Origin of the sequence: Microbacterium sp. SZ1 (assembly GCF_002362255.1) — a bacterium.
Taxonomy (GTDB): Bacteria; Actinomycetota; Actinomycetes; order Actinomycetales; family Microbacteriaceae; genus Microbacterium.
This window is the reverse complement of sequence record NZ_LPVV01000004.1, coordinates 239487-255073: the sequence shown is the minus strand read 5'-3', so window position 1 is coordinate 255073 and position 15587 is coordinate 239487. Positions and strand designations below refer to the sequence as shown.

Here is a 15587-nt window from a genome sequence, read left to right as displayed (position 1 = left end):
GGGCGCACCCGCATTCCGTGCGGGTCGTCCCGCGATGTGTGCGGGCGGACCCGCGGTGGATCACAACTCGAACTGCGGTGTCGACAGCGTGCGCTCCTCGTCGCCGACCGTGGTGGTGAGGCGCACACGCGTGAACCCGTCGGGCACCTCGTCGAACGCGAAGCGTCCGGTCTCGCTGGGGGCGGTGCGACGGACCCGCTCGCCCTGCGTGAGCTCGATCACCGCCGCCGCGGTGTCGACCCACCCGTCGACCCGGTGGCGTCCGCTCGCCGTGCGCGTCACGTGCAGCAGGATGCTGGTCCTGCCGTCGCTGAACTGCAGCGTGAGCGCGTCGGTGTCGCTGCGCACCGCGCCGAGCGGCTGCTCGACGAGGGTCAGCAGGGCGTACTCCTCGCTCAGGCCCTCGGCGGCGACGGCGGCGATCATCCGGTCGATGAGGGTGGCCGGCATCGGATCGACGTCCCGCCACAGATCGCGCAGCCGGGCGAACAGCGCCGCATCCTGCCGGTCGGTCCCGCTCATGGCGTCCCCTCCGCCCGAGTCGTCGGAGCGTCGAGCAGCACGCGCAGTTTGGCGAGGCATCGCTGCCTCGTCGGTCCGATGCTGCCGACGGGCATGCCGAGGTCGACGGCGAGCCGGGAGTAGTCGGGGCGGTCCTCGAACGCGATGACGCGCAGAAGCCGCTGGCAGCGCTCGGCGAGGAGCCGCACGGCTGCCCAGAGTCGGCGGTTCTCATCGCCCGTCGCGGCGTGCTCCTCGGCGGATTCCTGCTCCGGCAGCAGCGCGTCGAGAGCATCCGTGTCGGTCGTGTCGATCCGCCCGTGCGCCTTGCCGGCGCGCCACGCCTCACGGCGCGCGGTCGTGGTGAGCCAGGCGGCGACGGCCCGGGCCTCGGTGATCGAGCGCCCGCCGCGCACCAACTGCATCCACGTGGTCTGGATGACGTCCTCGGCCAGCGTGCGCTCGAGACCGTAGGCGCGCACGACATGCCAGAGCACAGGCGTCATCAGCCGCACGAGGTCGTCCATCGCGCGGCTGTCGCCGCCCCGCCATGCGTCGAAGTGTGCGGCGGCGAGCTTCCAGCGTGCCGCGCCGTCCTCCGGTGCAGGATCGTGGCCGGCGCCGGGTACGCCGTCGGTCATGGGACTCATTGTGATCACACCTGTCAGGAGCGCGGCAAGAGGTTCCTGATACATGGACCCGGTCGATTTCTCCCGGCGGATCGCGCGCGGTCGAGCCGATACCGTGGAGGGGTGACCGTGCTCGCCGTGCTCCTGTTCGCCAACGCCGCCTTCAACGCCCTCGTCTGGCCGCGGTTCTACGCTCGTATCGCGAAGGATCCCCGGGCTCGGGATGCCGCTGGCAAGCCGACGACGTTCCTCACCGTGCACGTGGTGCTGATCTCGATCGCCCTGGTGCTGGCCCTGGCCTCGGTGCTCGCCGGGATCGCGGCGCTCACCGGTTCCCTGTAGGGGCCGAGCGGAAGAGGGGCCGCGCGGAAAACGGAGATGCCGAGCCCTCGGCATCCGCATGTCGTGGTGCGACGCGCCGTCCGAAGCTCTCCGGGCCTGGGCTTCCCCTGACGAAGGACGTCAGTCGCGTGACTCGTTCCCGATGCCGCTCACGATGAGGATGCGGCGCAGATGCATGGCCGCGAGCACGCCAGGACCCGTCGTGCGGCCGACATCGGCCGTGCGGTCGTCGACCCTCTCGAGCAGCATCCGGATGGCTCGGGCCGCCTCGCCCCGCAGTCGGTGGGCCTCGGCCGTCGACGGGTCCTCCGCGGCGATCACGTCGGCGACGGCGTGACAGGCGGCCGCCAGGGGTTCGGGCAGTTCGGGGTCGAGTGGCATCGCGCCCGGGCGGTCCCAGATCGTGTCGGCCGTGGCGTCGGCGATGTCGCGGATCAGATGCGCGATGCGATCGAGACGGGTGAGATCCTCATGCGCGTGCTGCGTCGCGCCCCGGCCGCCCCGCGCGCGAGGATTCACGCGGCGGCTGTCGTCCGCCTCCGCCAGCGCGGTGCGCAGCGACGACGTCGTGTCGGCGAGCGACGCGGCATCCTCCGCCCATTGCTCGTGCTCCGGCGGCCACGACTCGGTGATCGCGTAGCCGATGTCGTGCAGGTGGTCGCTGAGCTGGTGGCGGAACGCGTCGACCCGTGCCGCCGCGGCCAGGGTCGTGGGCGCAGGGGCGATGAGCAGGTTGACGACCAGGCCGATGACGACGCCGACCGCCATCTGCGTGAGGTAGCCGAGGGAGTAGTCGTCGGCGTTCTGCCCCCCGATGATCAGCACGAAGAGTGCGGCGATCGGCACGTACTCCTTGCCGGCGCCGAACCAGCCCGTTCCCGAGAGCAGAACCCCCAGGCCGACGACCACGGGGATCGTCCACCAGTTCGGACCGACCGTCACGATCACGAGAGTGGCGAGGCCGATGCCGGCGACCAGGCCGAGGAGCGTCTGCAGACTCGATCGCACCGACCCCATGAGGGTCGGATAGATGCTCACGAGGGCGCCGAGCGGCGCGTAATACGGGTACTGATCGGTGACGCCCGGCATGTGCGGGGCGATCCACCATGCCAGCCCCACGGCGAGAGCGGTCTTGGCTACGAGCAGCAGTCGCGCGGGCTGCACCGCCTCGCGCAGCGACTCCACGACGGCCGGCCGGCGTTCGCGGATTCGCGAGCGGATCTTCGTCACGGCATCCTCTCAGTCGTCCTCCCCGCAGGCAGACGATAGCCGCTCCCGTCGCCCAGTCGAACGGGGTTGCCTCTCGGATGCGCGCCGGGTAGGGCGGCCGTCACGACCGGCATCCGCCGGCCCACGCAGACGATGCGGGGGCCGACACGCCGGATGTCGGACGGATGCCGTGAAGCGGTCCGCCGATCGGCGTGTCGGCCCCCGAACGGGAGCGAGGCGCGAGCCCGCGAGCTACGGGGTGACGCGTCGGAACGCGAAGAACGACAGGGTCGCGAGCACGGCGACGATGACGAGTCCCCACAGGGCGAGTCCGAGCGCCCCGAGGTCGCCGATCGCACGACCGACCTGCAGCCACAGCTCCAGACGCGTCACGAGGAACACCAGCGCCAGGAGGACGAGCGCGAGCCCCACGCCGACGATCGTCAGCACCAGCGGGCCCCAGCTCTTGTAGATCGTGGCACCCGTGAACCCGAGCATGAACAGGAAGAGGGCGAGCGTGAAGAACACGATGAAGGCGCCTGCGGGTCCTGCCTCCCACAGCCACGGCAGGTGGAAGACGTATCCGTTCACGCCGTATCCGTTCGTGGCGAGCTCGATCGCTCCGCCGAGAAGGAAGACCAGCCCCAGCAGAGCGCTTCCCAGCACGGCAGTGGCCAGCGTGCCGAGGAAGAAGTCTCGCCTGGTCACGCTCATCGCCTGCGAGAACGGGAACGTGTAGGTCATCGCGCCCATGCCGATTGCGAAGAAGTACCAGAGCGGAGCCTGCCCGCCGCCGCCGTACTTCGGAGTGTCGATCGGGATCATCGCGTAGATGAGCACCGAGATCACGACGGCGGAGCCGAGGATGATCAGGGGCACCCAGATGAACGTCTGGCGATTGATCAGCTGGAGGCGGATGACGTTCAGTGTGCGTCGCATCAGCGGGCTCCTTCCTTCACGGCGGCGTCTTTGGTCGCGGATTCCGCCTTCTGCGTGAGGCGGACGATCAGCTGCTGCAGCGAGACCGGCGCGAGATCGAGACCGGATACCGAGATCTCGGCCCGCTCGGCGGCCGACACGTGCCCGAGCACGGTGACCGACGCCACCCGGCCGAGCGACTCGCGATGGAGCACCTCGCGCCCGGTCGCCCAGGCGTCGACCTTCGCCGCGTCGCCGACGACCGTCACGGCGCGGTCGCGCACGGCATCCGTGTCCTCCTCGAGGAGGATCCGACCGTTGTCGATCACGATGACCTTCTCGATGAGGTTCGACACCTCGTCGATGAGGTGCGACGACAGGATGATGGTGCGCGGATGCTCGGCGTAGTCCTCGAGCAGGCGGTCGTAGAAGATCTGCCTGGCCACGGCGTCGAGTCCGAGGTAGGGCTCGTCGAAGAAGGTCAGCTCGGCGCGGGAGGCGAGCCCGATGATGACGCCGACGGCCGAGAGCTGCCCGCGTGACATCTTTTTGATCGTCTGCTTCATCGGCAGCTGGAACTGCTCGATCAGATCGTCGGCCAGCTCCTGGTTCCAGTTGCGGAAGAACAGGCTGGCGGCCTTGAACGCGTGGCGCGGGTACGCGTCATCGGGGTACTTCTGGCTCTCGCGCACGAAGCAGATGCGGTCGAGCACGCGGGCGTTCTCGTAGGGCTGCTCGCCGAACACCCTGACGTCTCCGGAGCTGGCGAAGTTCTGCGCCGTGAGGATCGACATGAGGGTCGTCTTGCCGGCGCCATTGCGCCCGAGCAGGCCGTAGATCGCACCGGCCTCGAGCGTCAGCGACACGTTGTCGAGGGCACGCTTGTCCTTGTAGCGCTTGGTGAGGTTCTGCACCTCGATGACGGCGGTCATGCGGGGTTCTTCCCTTCTGTGGAGGCCGCCCGCTCGGTCAGCAGGGCGGCGAGGTCGGAGGCGCTGAGGCCCAGAGTGCGGGCCTCAGCGAGGAGCGGGTCGAGGTAGCGGTCGGCGAACGCGGCCCGGCGTTCGCCGAGCACGATCTCGCGTGCGCCCTCGGCGACGAACATGCCGATGCCGCGACGCTTGTACAGCACTCCCTTGTCGGTGAGCATGGCGACTCCCTTCGCTGCCGTGGCGGGGTTGATCCGGTAGAAGCCGGCGAGCTCGTTGGTCGAAGGCGCCTTCGTCTCCTCCGGGAGCGAGCCGTCGATGATCGAGTCCTCGATCTGCTCGGCGATCTGGAGGAAGAGCGGCTTGCCTTCTTCGATCACGAGTCCTCCGCAGTGGTTGGTGGGTTACTTACTCCACTAGGTAACCATTGAACCCTGAGTGTGTCAACCATGGACTCGGACCGGGTCGTTGAGCGAGCGGAGCGAGACGAAACGCGGTTCCCGCCGTGCGAGCTGACACCGCGTTTCGTCTCGTCGCTGCGCTCCTCGCTCAACGACCTGCTGGGGAACGCGCCCGCGCGACCGCGGCTCAGGCGCGGGGACTCCCGACGTACATCGACCCGTGCAGCTCGGCGACGTGGTCGAAGGCGAGGCGGCTCGCCGCCGCGGCATCCTTCGCTCGCAGCGCTTCGACGAGTCGGGCGTGCTCCTCGTTCGACTCCCGCAGGTAGTCGATGCGGTACGGGATGAAGTAGGCGTAGAGCTCGTGCGACACGCGCTGGTGCAGGTCGGCGGCGCCGGCTGCGCCCGCCATCCCGACGAGCACCTCGTGGAACGCAGCGTCGGCGGTGCGGAAGCCGGTCCAGTCGGGCACGGACCGCATCTCCTCGACGAGGGCGTCGAGCCGCGCGAGCGCCTCCTCGTCGACGGCGGCGCTGGCGACCGCAGCGAGTCCGGCCTCGAGGGCGGCGCGCTGGTCGATCAGGGCGTGCACGTGCGCGGCATCCGCCCGGTACGCGTCGATCTCGACGACCGTGCCCACCGCCGGTGCGTCGGCGATGAACGTGCCGCCGGCGTGGCCCTTGCGCCGGACGACGACGCCCTCGTCGCTCAGCGCGCGGTATGCGCGTCGCACGGTCATCTCGCTGACCTCGAACGCGCGAGCCGTGTCCTCGGTGCTGGGCAGACGCTGCCCCGGTGCCAGCATCCCGAGCTCGACGGCCAGCGAGATCCGCGCACGCACCGTGTCGACGGCGGTCGTGCGGCGGATCGCGCCGAGTGCCGGGGAGGCCAGGTCCATCGTGTGCGTCTCTCGGTCGGCACCGGTCGGCCGGGCGCCCCCGACTCAGTTCGTCGCGCGTTCCTCCGTGCGATCCGGTGCGGCGGGGTCCTCGACGAGTTCGGCGTCGAGGTGGAACCGCCTGCCCGCCACGATACCGATCGCCATCGCGGCGACGGGGATCAGCGCGAGCACGGTGCTCACCGCGACGCTCCCCCCGGTCACGAGAGTGAAGTTCGACAGCACGAGCCACAGCGCGAACGCGAGACCGATCACGGCGAGGATCGGGAACACCCGTGCCTTGACCGAGCGACCGGACGCGAGCTCGGGGCGTCGCGCGAAGAAGACGAGCACGGCGATCGAGGTCGTCAGCATCAGCAGCACCATGCCGACCGTCGCCACGCCGGCCATGGAGCCGAACACGCCGACGAGAGGGTCGAGACCCAGCAGCGCGAGCACGGCCAGCACGATGGCGGCGGTGATGGTCTGCACGATCGACGAGAACGCCGGGGAGTGGTGGGTCGCGTGACGGCGTCCGAGTCGAGCGGGGAGGACCGCCTTGTGCGCGAGCGTGAACTGGTAGCGCGCGATCACGTTGTGGAACGAGAGCACGCAGGCGAACAGGCTCGTGATGAGCAGCACCTGCACGACGTCGCGGAGGATCGGACCGAGGTACTGGGTCGTGGTGTCGAGCAGCAGGTTGCCCTCCCCCGCGAGGGTCTGCTGCGCCACGGCGACCGCGTTGCTCGCGCCGACTCCGGTGACGAGCGCCCAGCAGGAGACGGCGTAGAAGACGCCGATGATGATGACCGCGAGGTACGTCGCCCGGGGGATGGTGCGCTCGGGCGAGCGGGCCTCGTCGCGGAACACGGCGGTCGCCTCGAATCCGATGAATCCGGTGAGCGCGAAGAGCACGGCCACGCCGATTCCGCCCGTGAACACGTTCGCCGGGTCGAAGGTCTCGAGGGCGACGCCGTCGGCGCCTCCGGTGGCGAAGATGACGACATCGAGCACGACCACGACGAGGATCTCGAGCGCGAGCGCGATGCCGAGCACCCTCGCGCTCAGCTCGATGTGCCGGTATCCGAGCACGGCGACGATCGCCATGGTCGCGAAGGAGTACAGCCACCACGGCAGGCTCGGCCCGCCGAAGAACGTCACGAGGTCGTCGACCGCCCACCCCATGTAGCCGTACACGCCGACCTGGATGGCGGTGTAGGCGACGAGGGCGGTGAAGGCCGAGCCGAGTCCGAACCGGGATCCGAGTCCGGCGGTCACGTACGAGAAGAAGGCGCCGGCCTCCTTCACGAACGGGGTCATGGTGACGAAGCCCACGGAGAAGACGAGCAGGATGACGGCCGCGAGCGCGAAGCCGATCGGGGCGCCGGCGCCGTTGCCGGAGCCGATCGCGATCGGCACGTTGCCGCCGATCACGGTGAGGGGAGCGGCGGCGGCGATCACCATGAAGACGATCGCGCCGGTGCCGAGCTGTCCGCTGAGGCGCTGGCGCGGCTCGGCGAGAGGGGAGACGGTCATGTGGTCTCTTTCGACGAGCATCCGAAGGGGATGCGGGAGAGGAGGGGTCAGTACAGATCGGTGCGGCGGTCGGCGAGGTACGGGTTCTCCCGTCGCGCGCGTCGCGTGGCCTCGGGATCGATCGTGGCGATCAGGAGGCCGGTGTCGGTGGGTCCGAGGGAGTCGAGGACGACGCCCTCGGGGGAGACGATGCTGCTGCGCCCGACGTAGGTCAGGTCGCCTTCGGTGCCGGTGCGGTTGACGTAGACGACGTGCACCTGGTTCTCCCAGGCACGCACGGGGATGAGCCGTTCGGCGATGTGGGCGTACGGCTCCATCTGCGCGGTCGGGACGATGACGGCATCCGCTCCGCTGAGAGCCGCGGCGCGCACGGTCTCGGGGAACTCGACGTCGTAGCAGATGAGCACCGAGATCTTGACGCCGTCGATGTCGACCGTGGGTGGCAGGGTGTCGCCCGGTACGAAGAGACTGCGGTCGAGGTCGCCGAAGAGGTGCGTCTTGCGGTAGCGGAGCAGTTCGGCGCCCTCGCGATCGACGGCGACGAGCGAGTTCGTGATGGCGCCGTCCTGGAGGGTCTCGGGGAGGCCGGCGATGATCGCGACGCCCGCGTCTCGGGCGATGGCGGCGATGCGGTCGACGAGCTCGGGCACGGCGAGCGGCGCCAGCGCATCGCCGATGTTGTACCCGGTGACGAACATCTCGGGGGTGACGAGCATGCTCGCTCCCCGAGTGACCGCGTCGCGCGCGGCATCCGCGATGATCGCGAGGTTCGCCTCGACATCGCCGGCGACGCCGTCGTGCTGCAGTCCGGCGATGGTCAGGGTCATGCGGGGGCTCCTCGGGATACGTCGTCGTGATCCATCTAATAGATCAGATTGATCTATTAGATGACCATTGTGTGACGATCGTGTTTCCTCCGCAAGGGGCGGCGGCGGCTCAGCCCCGCAGGTCGCGGGCCCGAAGCGCGAGGGCGGATGCCGAGGCGAGCACGAGCGCCACGCCCCACGTGAGCGCGAGACCAGCGGCATCCACGCCCTCGGCGAGCGGCGACTGGCGATACACCCACGCATACGGCGACAGGGCGTTCAGCCATTCGAGGTCGCTGGACTGCTTCGCGAGCGCCTGCAGGATGTACCCGAGAACCGCGATGCCCGCGCCCGCGCCGGTCGCCCAGACGCGTCGACCCGTGGCTGCGCCCGCGAGCAGGGCGGCGGATGCCGTGAGGAATGCGAGTCCGGTCAGCGCGGCGCTGGCCCCGACGATGCGCACCGGTTCGAGCTCGAGTTCGGCCGGTCCGTTCAGTGCCCAGACCACGAGGCCCGAGAAGGCGCCCAACCACAGCAGTCGCACGAGCACGCTGAGCGCCGATTCGAGGGCGTACGGCACCCGTCCGATGCCGTGCGCGAGGTCGAGTTCGGCGCGTCCGCTCTCCTCTGCGCCGGCGAGGGCTGCGGAGCCCCACGAGACGGCGGCGATGGTCAACAGCAGAAAGCCCATGAGCCCGTAGAACGTGCTCTGGGTGTAACCCGCGCCACTGGAGATCTGGTCGTAACCGAGCGTATCGACGAGTTCCTTGGGCAGCGCATCGATGAGCCCCTGCAACTGGTCGCTGCCGCCGAGGCTCGGGTACAACGGCAGGTAGAGCGCCTGCACCGCGGTGACACCGACGGTCCAGCCGAGCGCGCTGCGCCAGGACTCCCTCAGACTGCGCCGGAACACCGGAAGGATGCCGTTCATCCCCGCTCCTCCCGCCGTGTGCGCCGAGATCGTCGGGAAGGAGAGGGTGCAAGGGAAGCCGCCCGTCCGTAGAGGCGCAGCACCGACTCCTCGAGGTCGGGCTCCTCGACCGACAGATCACGGACGTCGAACCGCGCGAGCGCCTTCACGAACGGATCGATCGCGCCCTCGACGGTGCCGGAGAGCTGCAGGATGCCATCGGCGTCGCGCAGCTCGAGACCGGTGAGGCCCGGAAGGCTGTCCAGGGCAGGGCGGGCGGTCGCGGCATCCGCCGCCAGCTCCGCGCGCACCCGACGGATCGAGCCGAGCCGGAGCGACGACACGTCTCCGTCGGCGACCACGCGGCCGTTCGCGAGCACTGCGACCTCGTCGGCCGTCTGCTGGATCTCGCTCAGTACGTGCGAGCTGAGCAGCACGGTCTGTCCGGCGTCCCGCGCCTCGCGGACCATCGCCAAGAACTCGCGCTGCACGAGCGGGTCGAGGCCGCTGGTCGGCTCGTCGAGGATGAGCAGCTCCGGTCGGTGCATGAACGCCTGGATGAGCCCGACCTTCTGCTTGTTGCCCTTCGAGAGAGTGCGGACGGGACGGCCGAGGTCGACGCCGAGGCGATCGGCCAGGTCGTGGGCGGTCCGCAGAGTACCGGCGGTGTCGCGCGTGCCCGACACCTGGGCGTAGAACGAGAGGGTGCGGTGTCCGCTCGCGCGGCCCTCGAGGTGCAGCTCGCCGGGCACGTAGCCGATGCGTCGGCGCAGCGCCGCCCCGCCGCGCCTCGGTTCGGCCCCGAGCACTCGCACGTCGCCCGATGACGGGCGGATGACGTCGACGAGCGTGCGGAGGGTCGTGGTCTTTCCGGCGCCGTTGGGTCCGATGAGCCCGAACACGGTGCCCGGCCGCACGGTCAGGTCGAGCTCATGCACCGCCACCCGGCGACCGTAGCGCTTGTGCAGTTTCCGGATCTCGACCGCGTCACTCATGAGTCCGATCCCTTCTCCGCTTCCGCGTCGTCGGCGAGCGCCGCACGCGCTCCGTCGAGCAGCGCAGTGGTCGAGTAGATGCCGTGCGTGAGCAGCTCCAGCGTCGGGACCGTCATGCGCCGGAGCCCCGCCGGGCTGAGCTGATCGGAACCGAGCGCCCGCGCCATCTGCGCGCGCATCACCACCGGGCCGAGTCCGATCAGCGTGACCAGGAGGATCGTCATCTCGGGGTCGCTCATCGGCTCGAGCACTCCGGCGTTGCGCTGATCCTCGAAGACGCCCCGGGTGGCGTCGAGCAGTCTGTCGAAGAGGCCGTCTGCCGCAGGTGAGCCGTCGACGAGCATGCGCGCCAGGTAGTCGATGTAGGGGCCGTAACGCTCGATGTCGTGCATCGCCGCCCGGATGCGGTCTCGCGTCGGCGCCTCGATGACTACGTGCTCTTCGTCGATGAAGACGCTCACCACGTAGGCGTCGCACTCGGCGCGCAGCGCGTTCTTGTCGCCGAAGTGATGCACGATCAGCGCCGGACTCACCCCGACCTCGCGGGCGATGGAGCGCAGGCTCGTCGCGTCGAAGCCGTCGCGAGCGAAAGCGGCGATGGCGGTGTCGCGGATGCGAGCGCGGGTCGTGAGATCGTCGGATGCTGAACGCATGTACAGCAGACTAAACGCGTGTTCAGTCCGGGTCAAGGGCCGGGCGCTCCTAGGCTGAACGAGTGGAATTCCCGTACGCACGGCTTCGTCGGCGGCCAGACGTCGAGGCCGCGAACCTGCAGGCTCACGACGCGACCGACCTGCTGCTCGTCGAGCGCGCGCTCGCCTCCGGCATCCCCGGCGCCGAGGTGGCCGTAGTCGGCGACGCGTATGGAGCGATCACGCTGCCTCTCGTCGCGGCGGGACTCTCCGGCATCCGGGTGCACCAGGACCTCGCCACCGGTCGCCGCGCACTCGACCTCAACGCCGCCGAGCTCGGACTGTCGGGCTTCGCGCCGCACGAGCTCGACGCCGAACTGCTCGCGGGTGCGCGACTCGTGCTGCTGCAACTGCCGAAGTCGCTCGCCGAGCTCGAGGAGATCGCGGATGCCGTCGCGCGATGGGCGGCACCGGACGTCGTGCTCGTCGCCGGCGGCCGGGTCAAGCACATGACCCTAGCGCAGAACGACGTGGTCGGCCGCCGGTTCGCGGCTGTCCAGCCGCAGCGGGCGGAGCGGAAGTCCCGGCTCGTGGTCGCCTCGGGACCGCGGGATGCCGAGGGCGAGCCGCCCTTCCCGGTCATGCAGCGGCACGACGGACTCACGCTGGTCGCGCATGGCGGAGCGTTCGCCGGCGCGAAGCTCGACATCGGCACCCGGGTGCTGCTCGATGTGCTCGACCGGGAGCGCGCCGCCTGGGCCGCCGAGCCCGGCGGCTCGACAGCGCAGACGGTCGTCGACCTCGGCTGCGGCACCGGCGCGCTCGCCGTCTCCTACGCGCTCGCCCATCCTGACGCCCGGGTCATCGCGACCGATCGCTCGGCTGCAGCGGTCGCCTCCGCGCGGGCCACGGCCGCGGCGAACGGCGTCGCTGATCGGATCGAGGTCATGCACGACGACGCGGCATCCGCACTTGCCGACGGCATCGCCGACGTCGTGCTGCTCAACCCGCCGTTCCACCTCGGCGCGAGCGTCCACACCGGCGCCGCGACCCGGCTGTTCGACGCCGCCGCGCGCATCCTCCGCCCCGGCGGAGAGCTCTTCACGGTGTACAACTCGTCGCTGGGCTATCGCGCCGAGCTGACCCGTCTCGTCGGTCCGACCGAGCAACTGCACCGCACCTCGAAGTTCACGGTGACGCGCAGCATCCGCCGCTGACGCCACGCCCGACGAAACGCCCGACGACACGCGCGACGGACCCCGCGCAATCCCCCGGTCAGACGCGGAAAGTCAGGCAGACTAGCAAACCCGGATTTGGCGCTGACCGGCCATTTCGTTACGTTGGTCTGTGGGCCTGACGGCCCGAAGACCAGTCCGCGACCACGTCCTTCTTTCGATTGTGCTGTGCTGCGAAGAGGCGTGGGCGTACGGTCGATGCTCTATCGCGGGGGATCCGAAATCCGCCGTCCGTGCCGCCACAGCACCATGTCGAAACGGCCGGGAGCGTCACCCGGGCGTAACCGAAGCAGGCTCAGCCACCCGAAGGCGAGCCGCGGGGGAAACGTGTCCGAAATCGCTCTAGAAGCGCGCAATCTGTACAAGGTGTTCGGCAAGAACACGAATCAGGCGGTGCGACGCCTGAAAGCCGGTGAGACCCGCACCGACGTCGCCGAGAACGGGACAGCAGCCGTCATCGACGCCAGCTTCACCGTGAACCGCGGCGAGATCTTCGTCATCATGGGGCTCTCCGGCTCCGGCAAGTCCACCATCATCCGGATGCTGAACGGTCTCCACGAGGCCACCGACGGCTCGGTGCTCGTCGGGGGAGACGCCATCACCGGCATCCCGGGCTCGCGGCTGCGCGAGATCCGCCGCGACCGCATCTCCATGGTGTTCCAGCACTTCGCCCTGCTGCCGCACCGCACGGTCGCCGCGAACGTCGCCTACCCGCTCGAGCTGAAGGGCGTCGGCAAGGCCGAGCGTCTCGCGAAGGCCGAGGAGATCCTGTCGCTCGTGGGTCTCGAAGGTCAGGCCGACAAGCTGCCGTCCGAGCTCTCGGGCGGCATGCAGCAGCGCGTCGGCATCGCCCGCGCGCTCGCCGCCGACACCGACATCCTCCTGATGGACGAGGCGTTCAGCGCCCTCGACCCGCTGATCCGCCGCGAGATGCAGGAGCAGCTGCTCGAGCTGCAGGAGAAGTTCCAGAAGACCATCGTCTTCATCACGCACGACCTCAACGAGGCCATGTTCCTCGGCGACCGCATCGCGGTGATGCGCGACGGCCGCATCGTGCAGATCGGCACGCCCGAGGACATCCTCACCGACCCCGCCAACGACTACGTCGAGCAGTTCGTGCAGGACGTCGACCGTGCCCGCGTGCTCACGGCCGGCAACGTCATGGATCGCCCGCGCCCCGTCGTCGCCGAGACGGCCGGTCCGCGCACGGCGCTGCGGCAGATGCGGGATGCCTTCATGTCGGCGACCTACGTCACCGGCCGCGACCGCAAGCTGCTCGGCATCGTCACCGACCGGGATGCCGTGAAGCTGGTTCGCACGGGTGTGACGACTCTCGAGTCGATCCTCAAGCCCGTCCCGCAGAGCGTGAGCGTGGACGAGGTGCTCATGAACCTCTTCATCCCCTCGGTCGAGTCGCCGCTGCCTCTCGCCGTGGTCGACGCCGAGGGACGCCTCGTCGGCGTCATCCCCCGCATCACGCTGCTCGCAGCGCTCGGCCCCGGTCCCGGTGCGACCGGAGAGCTCACCCTTCCGCTGCTGCCCATGCCGCAGGCGGAGATCGACGCCGTGCTGGATGACGGCTGGACCGCCGAACCGCCCTCGACGAATGCAGGATCTCCGATGGCAGGGGAGGTGCGCTGATGGACGGCTTCCGCATTCCCCTCGGCTCGTGGGTCGCATCCGGCGTCGACTGGATCAAGACCAACCTCGACGGCCTCCTCGACGTGGTGTCGTTCGTCGTCACCTCGCTCGTGCAGGGCCTGACCTTCCTGCTGCTCCTGCCGTACTTCTACGTCGTGATCGTGGTCGCCGCGCTCATCGCGTGGCTCGTGCGGTCGTGGCAGCTTGCGATCGGCACCGTGATCTCGTTCACCCTGATCGTGGCGATGGGCCTCTGGGTCCCCGCGATGCAGACGCTCGCCCTGGTGCTGGTCGCCGCGCTCGTCGCCGTGATCATCGCGATCCCGCTCGGCATCTGGTCGGCACGCAACGCGACCGTGCGAGCGGTGCTCAAGCCGGTGCTCGACTTCATGCAGACGATGCCCGCGTTCGTGTACCTGATCCCCGCGATCGTGTTCTTCAGCATCGGCGTCGTGCCGGGTCTCGTCGCGACGGTGATCTTCGCGCTTCCGCCCGGCGTGCGCCTCACCGAGCTCGGCATCCGCGGCGTCGACTCCGAGACCGTCGAGGCGGGACAGGCGTTCGGCGCGAAGCCGGGGCAGATCCTGCGCGGCATCCAGCTTCCGCTCGCCATGCCGACCATCCTCGCCGGCGTGAACCAGGTCATCATGCTCGCGCTCTCGATGGCCGTCATCGCCGGTATGGCCGGAGCCGACGGCCTCGGAAAGATGGTCGTCGAGGCCATCTCCACCGTGAACATCGCCAAGGGCGTCGAGGCAGGTCTGGGGGTCGTGCTCATCGCCGTCTTCCTCGACCGCGTCACCGCCGCCCTCGGCACACTCGGACGCAACCGCGGTTCGCTGCTGGCTCTGATCCGCGATCGCCGCGCGCAGCAGCGCGCTGCCGCGATCGAGGCAGCCCCGGCACCCGCAACCGCACCCGCGTCCGTCGAAGAGAAGGAGCTCCAGAATGCGTGATCGCAGGCTCATCACCGTCGCGGCGCTCGGCGCCGCGGCATCCCTCGCCCTCGCCGGGTGCGCGAGCGACGGCGCCGGCGGAACCATCGAACTCGCCGGTGGCGGGTCGGATGCCGCGGGCGGCGGTGACAAGGGCACGATCACCCTCGGGTTCCTGCCCTCGTGGACCGACGGTCTCAGCACCGCGTACCTGCTGCAGGATCAGCTCGAGAAGCTCGGGTACACCGTGGAGATGAACACCCTCACCGAGGCCGGGCCGCTGTACACGGGACTCGCGCAGGGCGACGTCGACGTGTTCCCCTCGGCGTGGCCCGAGATCACGCACGCCGAGTACATGGCGACCTACGGCGACTCGATCGAAGACCTGGGCACGTACTACGACAACGCGAAGCTCACGATCGCGGTGCCCGAGTACACCGACATCGACTCGATCGACGAGCTCGCCGCCGCGAGCGATCGGTTCGACGGCAAGATCTACGGCATCGAACCGGGCGCCGGACTCACCGGCCAGACCCAGAAGATGATGCCCGAATACGGACTCGACGGGTCGTACGAGCTGGTGACCTCGTCGACCGCCGCGATGCTCACGGAGCTGAAGTCGGCGACCGAGAACGAGAAGGACATCGTGGTGACGCTGTGGCGTCCGTTCTGGGCCAACGACGCCTATCCCGTGAAGGACCTCGAAGACCCGAAGGGCGCCATGGGCGAGGCCGAGGGGCTGCACTTCCTCGGGACGAAGGGCTTCGCCGCCGAGTACCCCGAGGCAGCCGAGCTCATCGAGAAGATCAAACTCGACGACGCGCAGTACGGCTCGCTGGAGGACCTCGTCGTCAACGAGTACGGCGAGGGTCGCGAGGCCGAGGCCGTCGACGCATGGCTCGACGAGCACGGCTCGGACTTCGACTGGGTCGTCGACTGACCTGAGGGCGGGCGCGCTCCCGGTCGTTGAGCGAGCGGAGCGAGACGAAACGGTGAATCGCGGTCGTTGAGCGAGCGGAGCGAGACGAAACGCGGTGGGGTTCGAGATCGCCTCACCGCGTTTCGTCTCGTCGCTTCGCTCCTCGCTCAAC

Annotated in this window: 17 protein-coding genes; 5 read left to right on the top strand and 12 right to left on the bottom strand. The window is 69.5% G+C overall.

The window, feature by feature from the left end; genetic code table 11:
* Positions 1 to 60 precede the first annotated feature (60 nt).
* Positions 61 to 522, bottom strand: a complete 462-nt coding sequence (locus AUC47_RS04700) for a hypothetical protein (RefSeq protein WP_096714044.1) — start codon at positions 520 to 522, stop codon at positions 61 to 63.
* Complete coding sequence (locus AUC47_RS04695; RefSeq protein ID WP_256999442.1) at positions 519 to 1142, bottom strand: RNA polymerase sigma factor; 624 nt, start codon at positions 1140 to 1142, stop codon at positions 519 to 521. The genes AUC47_RS04700 and AUC47_RS04695 overlap by 4 nt, the downstream gene beginning before the upstream one ends.
* A 111-nt stretch (positions 1143 to 1253) precedes the next feature.
* Here AUC47_RS04695 and AUC47_RS04690 point away from each other — a divergent pair, with 111 nt between their 5' ends.
* Positions 1254 to 1472 (top strand): SCO4848 family membrane protein, encoded by a 219-nt coding sequence (locus AUC47_RS04690; protein ID WP_096714042.1) that lies wholly within the window; start codon positions 1254 to 1256, stop codon positions 1470 to 1472.
* 120 nt (positions 1473 to 1592) lie between these two features.
* Here AUC47_RS04690 and AUC47_RS04685 read toward each other — a convergent pair whose 3' ends face one another.
* The 10 genes from AUC47_RS04685 to AUC47_RS04640 form a co-directional block, all read right to left on the bottom strand.
* Positions 1593 to 2702, bottom strand: a complete 1110-nt coding sequence (locus AUC47_RS04685) for an FUSC family protein (protein ID WP_096714041.1) — start codon at positions 2700 to 2702, stop codon at positions 1593 to 1595.
* A gap of 231 nt (positions 2703 to 2933) precedes the next feature.
* Positions 2934 to 3620 (bottom strand): hypothetical protein, encoded by a 687-nt coding sequence (locus tag AUC47_RS04680; RefSeq protein ID WP_096714040.1) that lies wholly within the window; start codon positions 3618 to 3620, stop codon positions 2934 to 2936.
* Complete coding sequence (locus tag AUC47_RS04675; RefSeq protein ID WP_096714039.1) at positions 3620 to 4531, bottom strand: ABC transporter ATP-binding protein; 912 nt, start codon at positions 4529 to 4531, stop codon at positions 3620 to 3622. Before AUC47_RS04675 ends, AUC47_RS04680 begins: the two co-directional genes overlap by 1 nt.
* Positions 4528 to 4908 (bottom strand): GntR family transcriptional regulator, encoded by a 381-nt coding sequence (locus AUC47_RS04670; RefSeq protein ID WP_096714038.1) that lies wholly within the window; start codon positions 4906 to 4908, stop codon positions 4528 to 4530. Before AUC47_RS04670 ends, AUC47_RS04675 begins: the two co-directional genes overlap by 4 nt.
* A gap of 208 nt (positions 4909 to 5116) precedes the next feature.
* Positions 5117 to 5827: a FadR/GntR family transcriptional regulator gene (locus AUC47_RS04665; protein ID WP_096714037.1), complete on the bottom strand. Its 711-nt coding sequence runs from the start codon at positions 5825 to 5827 to the stop codon at positions 5117 to 5119.
* A 45-nt stretch (positions 5828 to 5872) separates the two neighbouring features.
* Positions 5873 to 7342 carry an APC family permease gene (locus AUC47_RS04660; protein ID WP_096714036.1) on the bottom strand — a complete coding sequence of 490 codons (1470 nt, stop codon included), beginning with the start codon at positions 7340 to 7342 and terminating at the stop codon, positions 5873 to 5875.
* Positions 7343 to 7389: 47 nt separating this feature from the next.
* Positions 7390 to 8169, bottom strand: a complete 780-nt coding sequence (locus AUC47_RS04655; RefSeq protein WP_179297516.1) for a carbon-nitrogen hydrolase family protein — start codon at positions 8167 to 8169, stop codon at positions 7390 to 7392.
* Positions 8170 to 8278: 109 nt separating this feature from the next.
* A complete protein-coding gene (locus AUC47_RS04650; RefSeq protein ID WP_096714035.1) occupies positions 8279 to 9079 on the bottom strand; it encodes an ABC transporter permease subunit in 801 nt (266 codons plus the stop codon).
* Positions 9076 to 10053: an ABC transporter ATP-binding protein gene (locus tag AUC47_RS04645; RefSeq protein WP_096714034.1), complete on the bottom strand. Its 978-nt coding sequence runs from the start codon at positions 10051 to 10053 to the stop codon at positions 9076 to 9078. Before AUC47_RS04645 ends, AUC47_RS04650 begins: the two co-directional genes overlap by 4 nt.
* Positions 10050 to 10706 (bottom strand): TetR family transcriptional regulator, encoded by a 657-nt coding sequence (locus tag AUC47_RS04640; protein WP_096714033.1) that lies wholly within the window; start codon positions 10704 to 10706, stop codon positions 10050 to 10052. Before AUC47_RS04640 ends, AUC47_RS04645 begins: the two co-directional genes overlap by 4 nt.
* A gap of 62 nt (positions 10707 to 10768) precedes the next feature.
* Here AUC47_RS04640 and AUC47_RS04635 point away from each other — a divergent pair, with 62 nt between their 5' ends.
* The 4 genes from AUC47_RS04635 (at position 10769) to AUC47_RS04620 (ending at position 15436) form a co-directional block, all read left to right on the top strand.
* Positions 10769 to 11902: a class I SAM-dependent methyltransferase gene (locus tag AUC47_RS04635; protein ID WP_096714032.1), complete on the top strand. Its 1134-nt coding sequence runs from the start codon at positions 10769 to 10771 to the stop codon at positions 11900 to 11902.
* A 345-nt stretch (positions 11903 to 12247) separates the two neighbouring features.
* Entirely contained in the window at positions 12248 to 13561 is a 1314-nt protein-coding gene (locus AUC47_RS04630; RefSeq protein ID WP_096714031.1) for a quaternary amine ABC transporter ATP-binding protein, read from the top strand.
* Entirely contained in the window at positions 13561 to 14517 is a 957-nt protein-coding gene (locus AUC47_RS04625) for an ABC transporter permease (RefSeq protein ID WP_096714030.1), read from the top strand. Before AUC47_RS04630 ends, AUC47_RS04625 begins: the two co-directional genes overlap by 1 nt.
* Positions 14510 to 15436, top strand: coding sequence for a glycine betaine ABC transporter substrate-binding protein (locus AUC47_RS04620; protein WP_096714029.1), 927 nt, complete (start codon positions 14510 to 14512; stop codon positions 15434 to 15436). Before AUC47_RS04625 ends, AUC47_RS04620 begins: the two co-directional genes overlap by 8 nt.
* Positions 15437 to 15587: the final 151 nt, after the last annotated feature.

Bases quoted from the DNA above. Each gene is read 5' to 3' on its own strand.
- AUC47_RS04700 (WP_096714044.1), bottom strand. From the start codon at position 522: ATGAGCGGGACCGACCGGCAGGATGCGGCGCTGTTCGCCCGGCTGCGC.
- AUC47_RS04695 (WP_256999442.1), bottom strand. From the start codon at position 1,142: ATGACCGACGGCGTACCCGGCGCCGGCCACGATCCTGCACCGGAGGAC.
- AUC47_RS04680 (WP_096714040.1), bottom strand. From the start codon at position 3,620: ATGCGACGCACACTGAACGTCATCCGCCTCCAGCTGATCAATCGCCAG.
- AUC47_RS04675 (WP_096714039.1), bottom strand. From the start codon at position 4,531: ATGACCGCCGTCATCGAGGTGCAGAACCTCACCAAGCGCTACAAGGAC.
- AUC47_RS04665 (WP_096714037.1), bottom strand. From the start codon at position 5,827: ATGGACCTGGCCTCCCCGGCACTCGGCGCGATCCGCCGCACGACCGCC.
- AUC47_RS04660 (WP_096714036.1), bottom strand. From the start codon at position 7,342: ATGACCGTCTCCCCTCTCGCCGAGCCGCGCCAGCGCCTCAGCGGACAG.
- AUC47_RS04655 (WP_179297516.1), bottom strand. From the start codon at position 8,169: ATGACCCTGACCATCGCCGGACTGCAGCACGACGGCGTCGCCGGCGAT.
- AUC47_RS04650 (WP_096714035.1), bottom strand. From the start codon at position 9,079: ATGAACGGCATCCTTCCGGTGTTCCGGCGCAGTCTGAGGGAGTCCTGG.
- AUC47_RS04645 (WP_096714034.1), bottom strand. From the start codon at position 10,053: ATGAGTGACGCGGTCGAGATCCGGAAACTGCACAAGCGCTACGGTCGC.
- AUC47_RS04640 (WP_096714033.1), bottom strand. From the start codon at position 10,706: ATGCGTTCAGCATCCGACGATCTCACGACCCGCGCTCGCATCCGCGAC.
- AUC47_RS04625 (WP_096714030.1), top strand. From the start codon at position 13,561: ATGGACGGCTTCCGCATTCCCCTCGGCTCGTGGGTCGCATCCGGCGTC.
- AUC47_RS04620 (WP_096714029.1), top strand. From the start codon at position 14,510: ATGCGTGATCGCAGGCTCATCACCGTCGCGGCGCTCGGCGCCGCGGCA.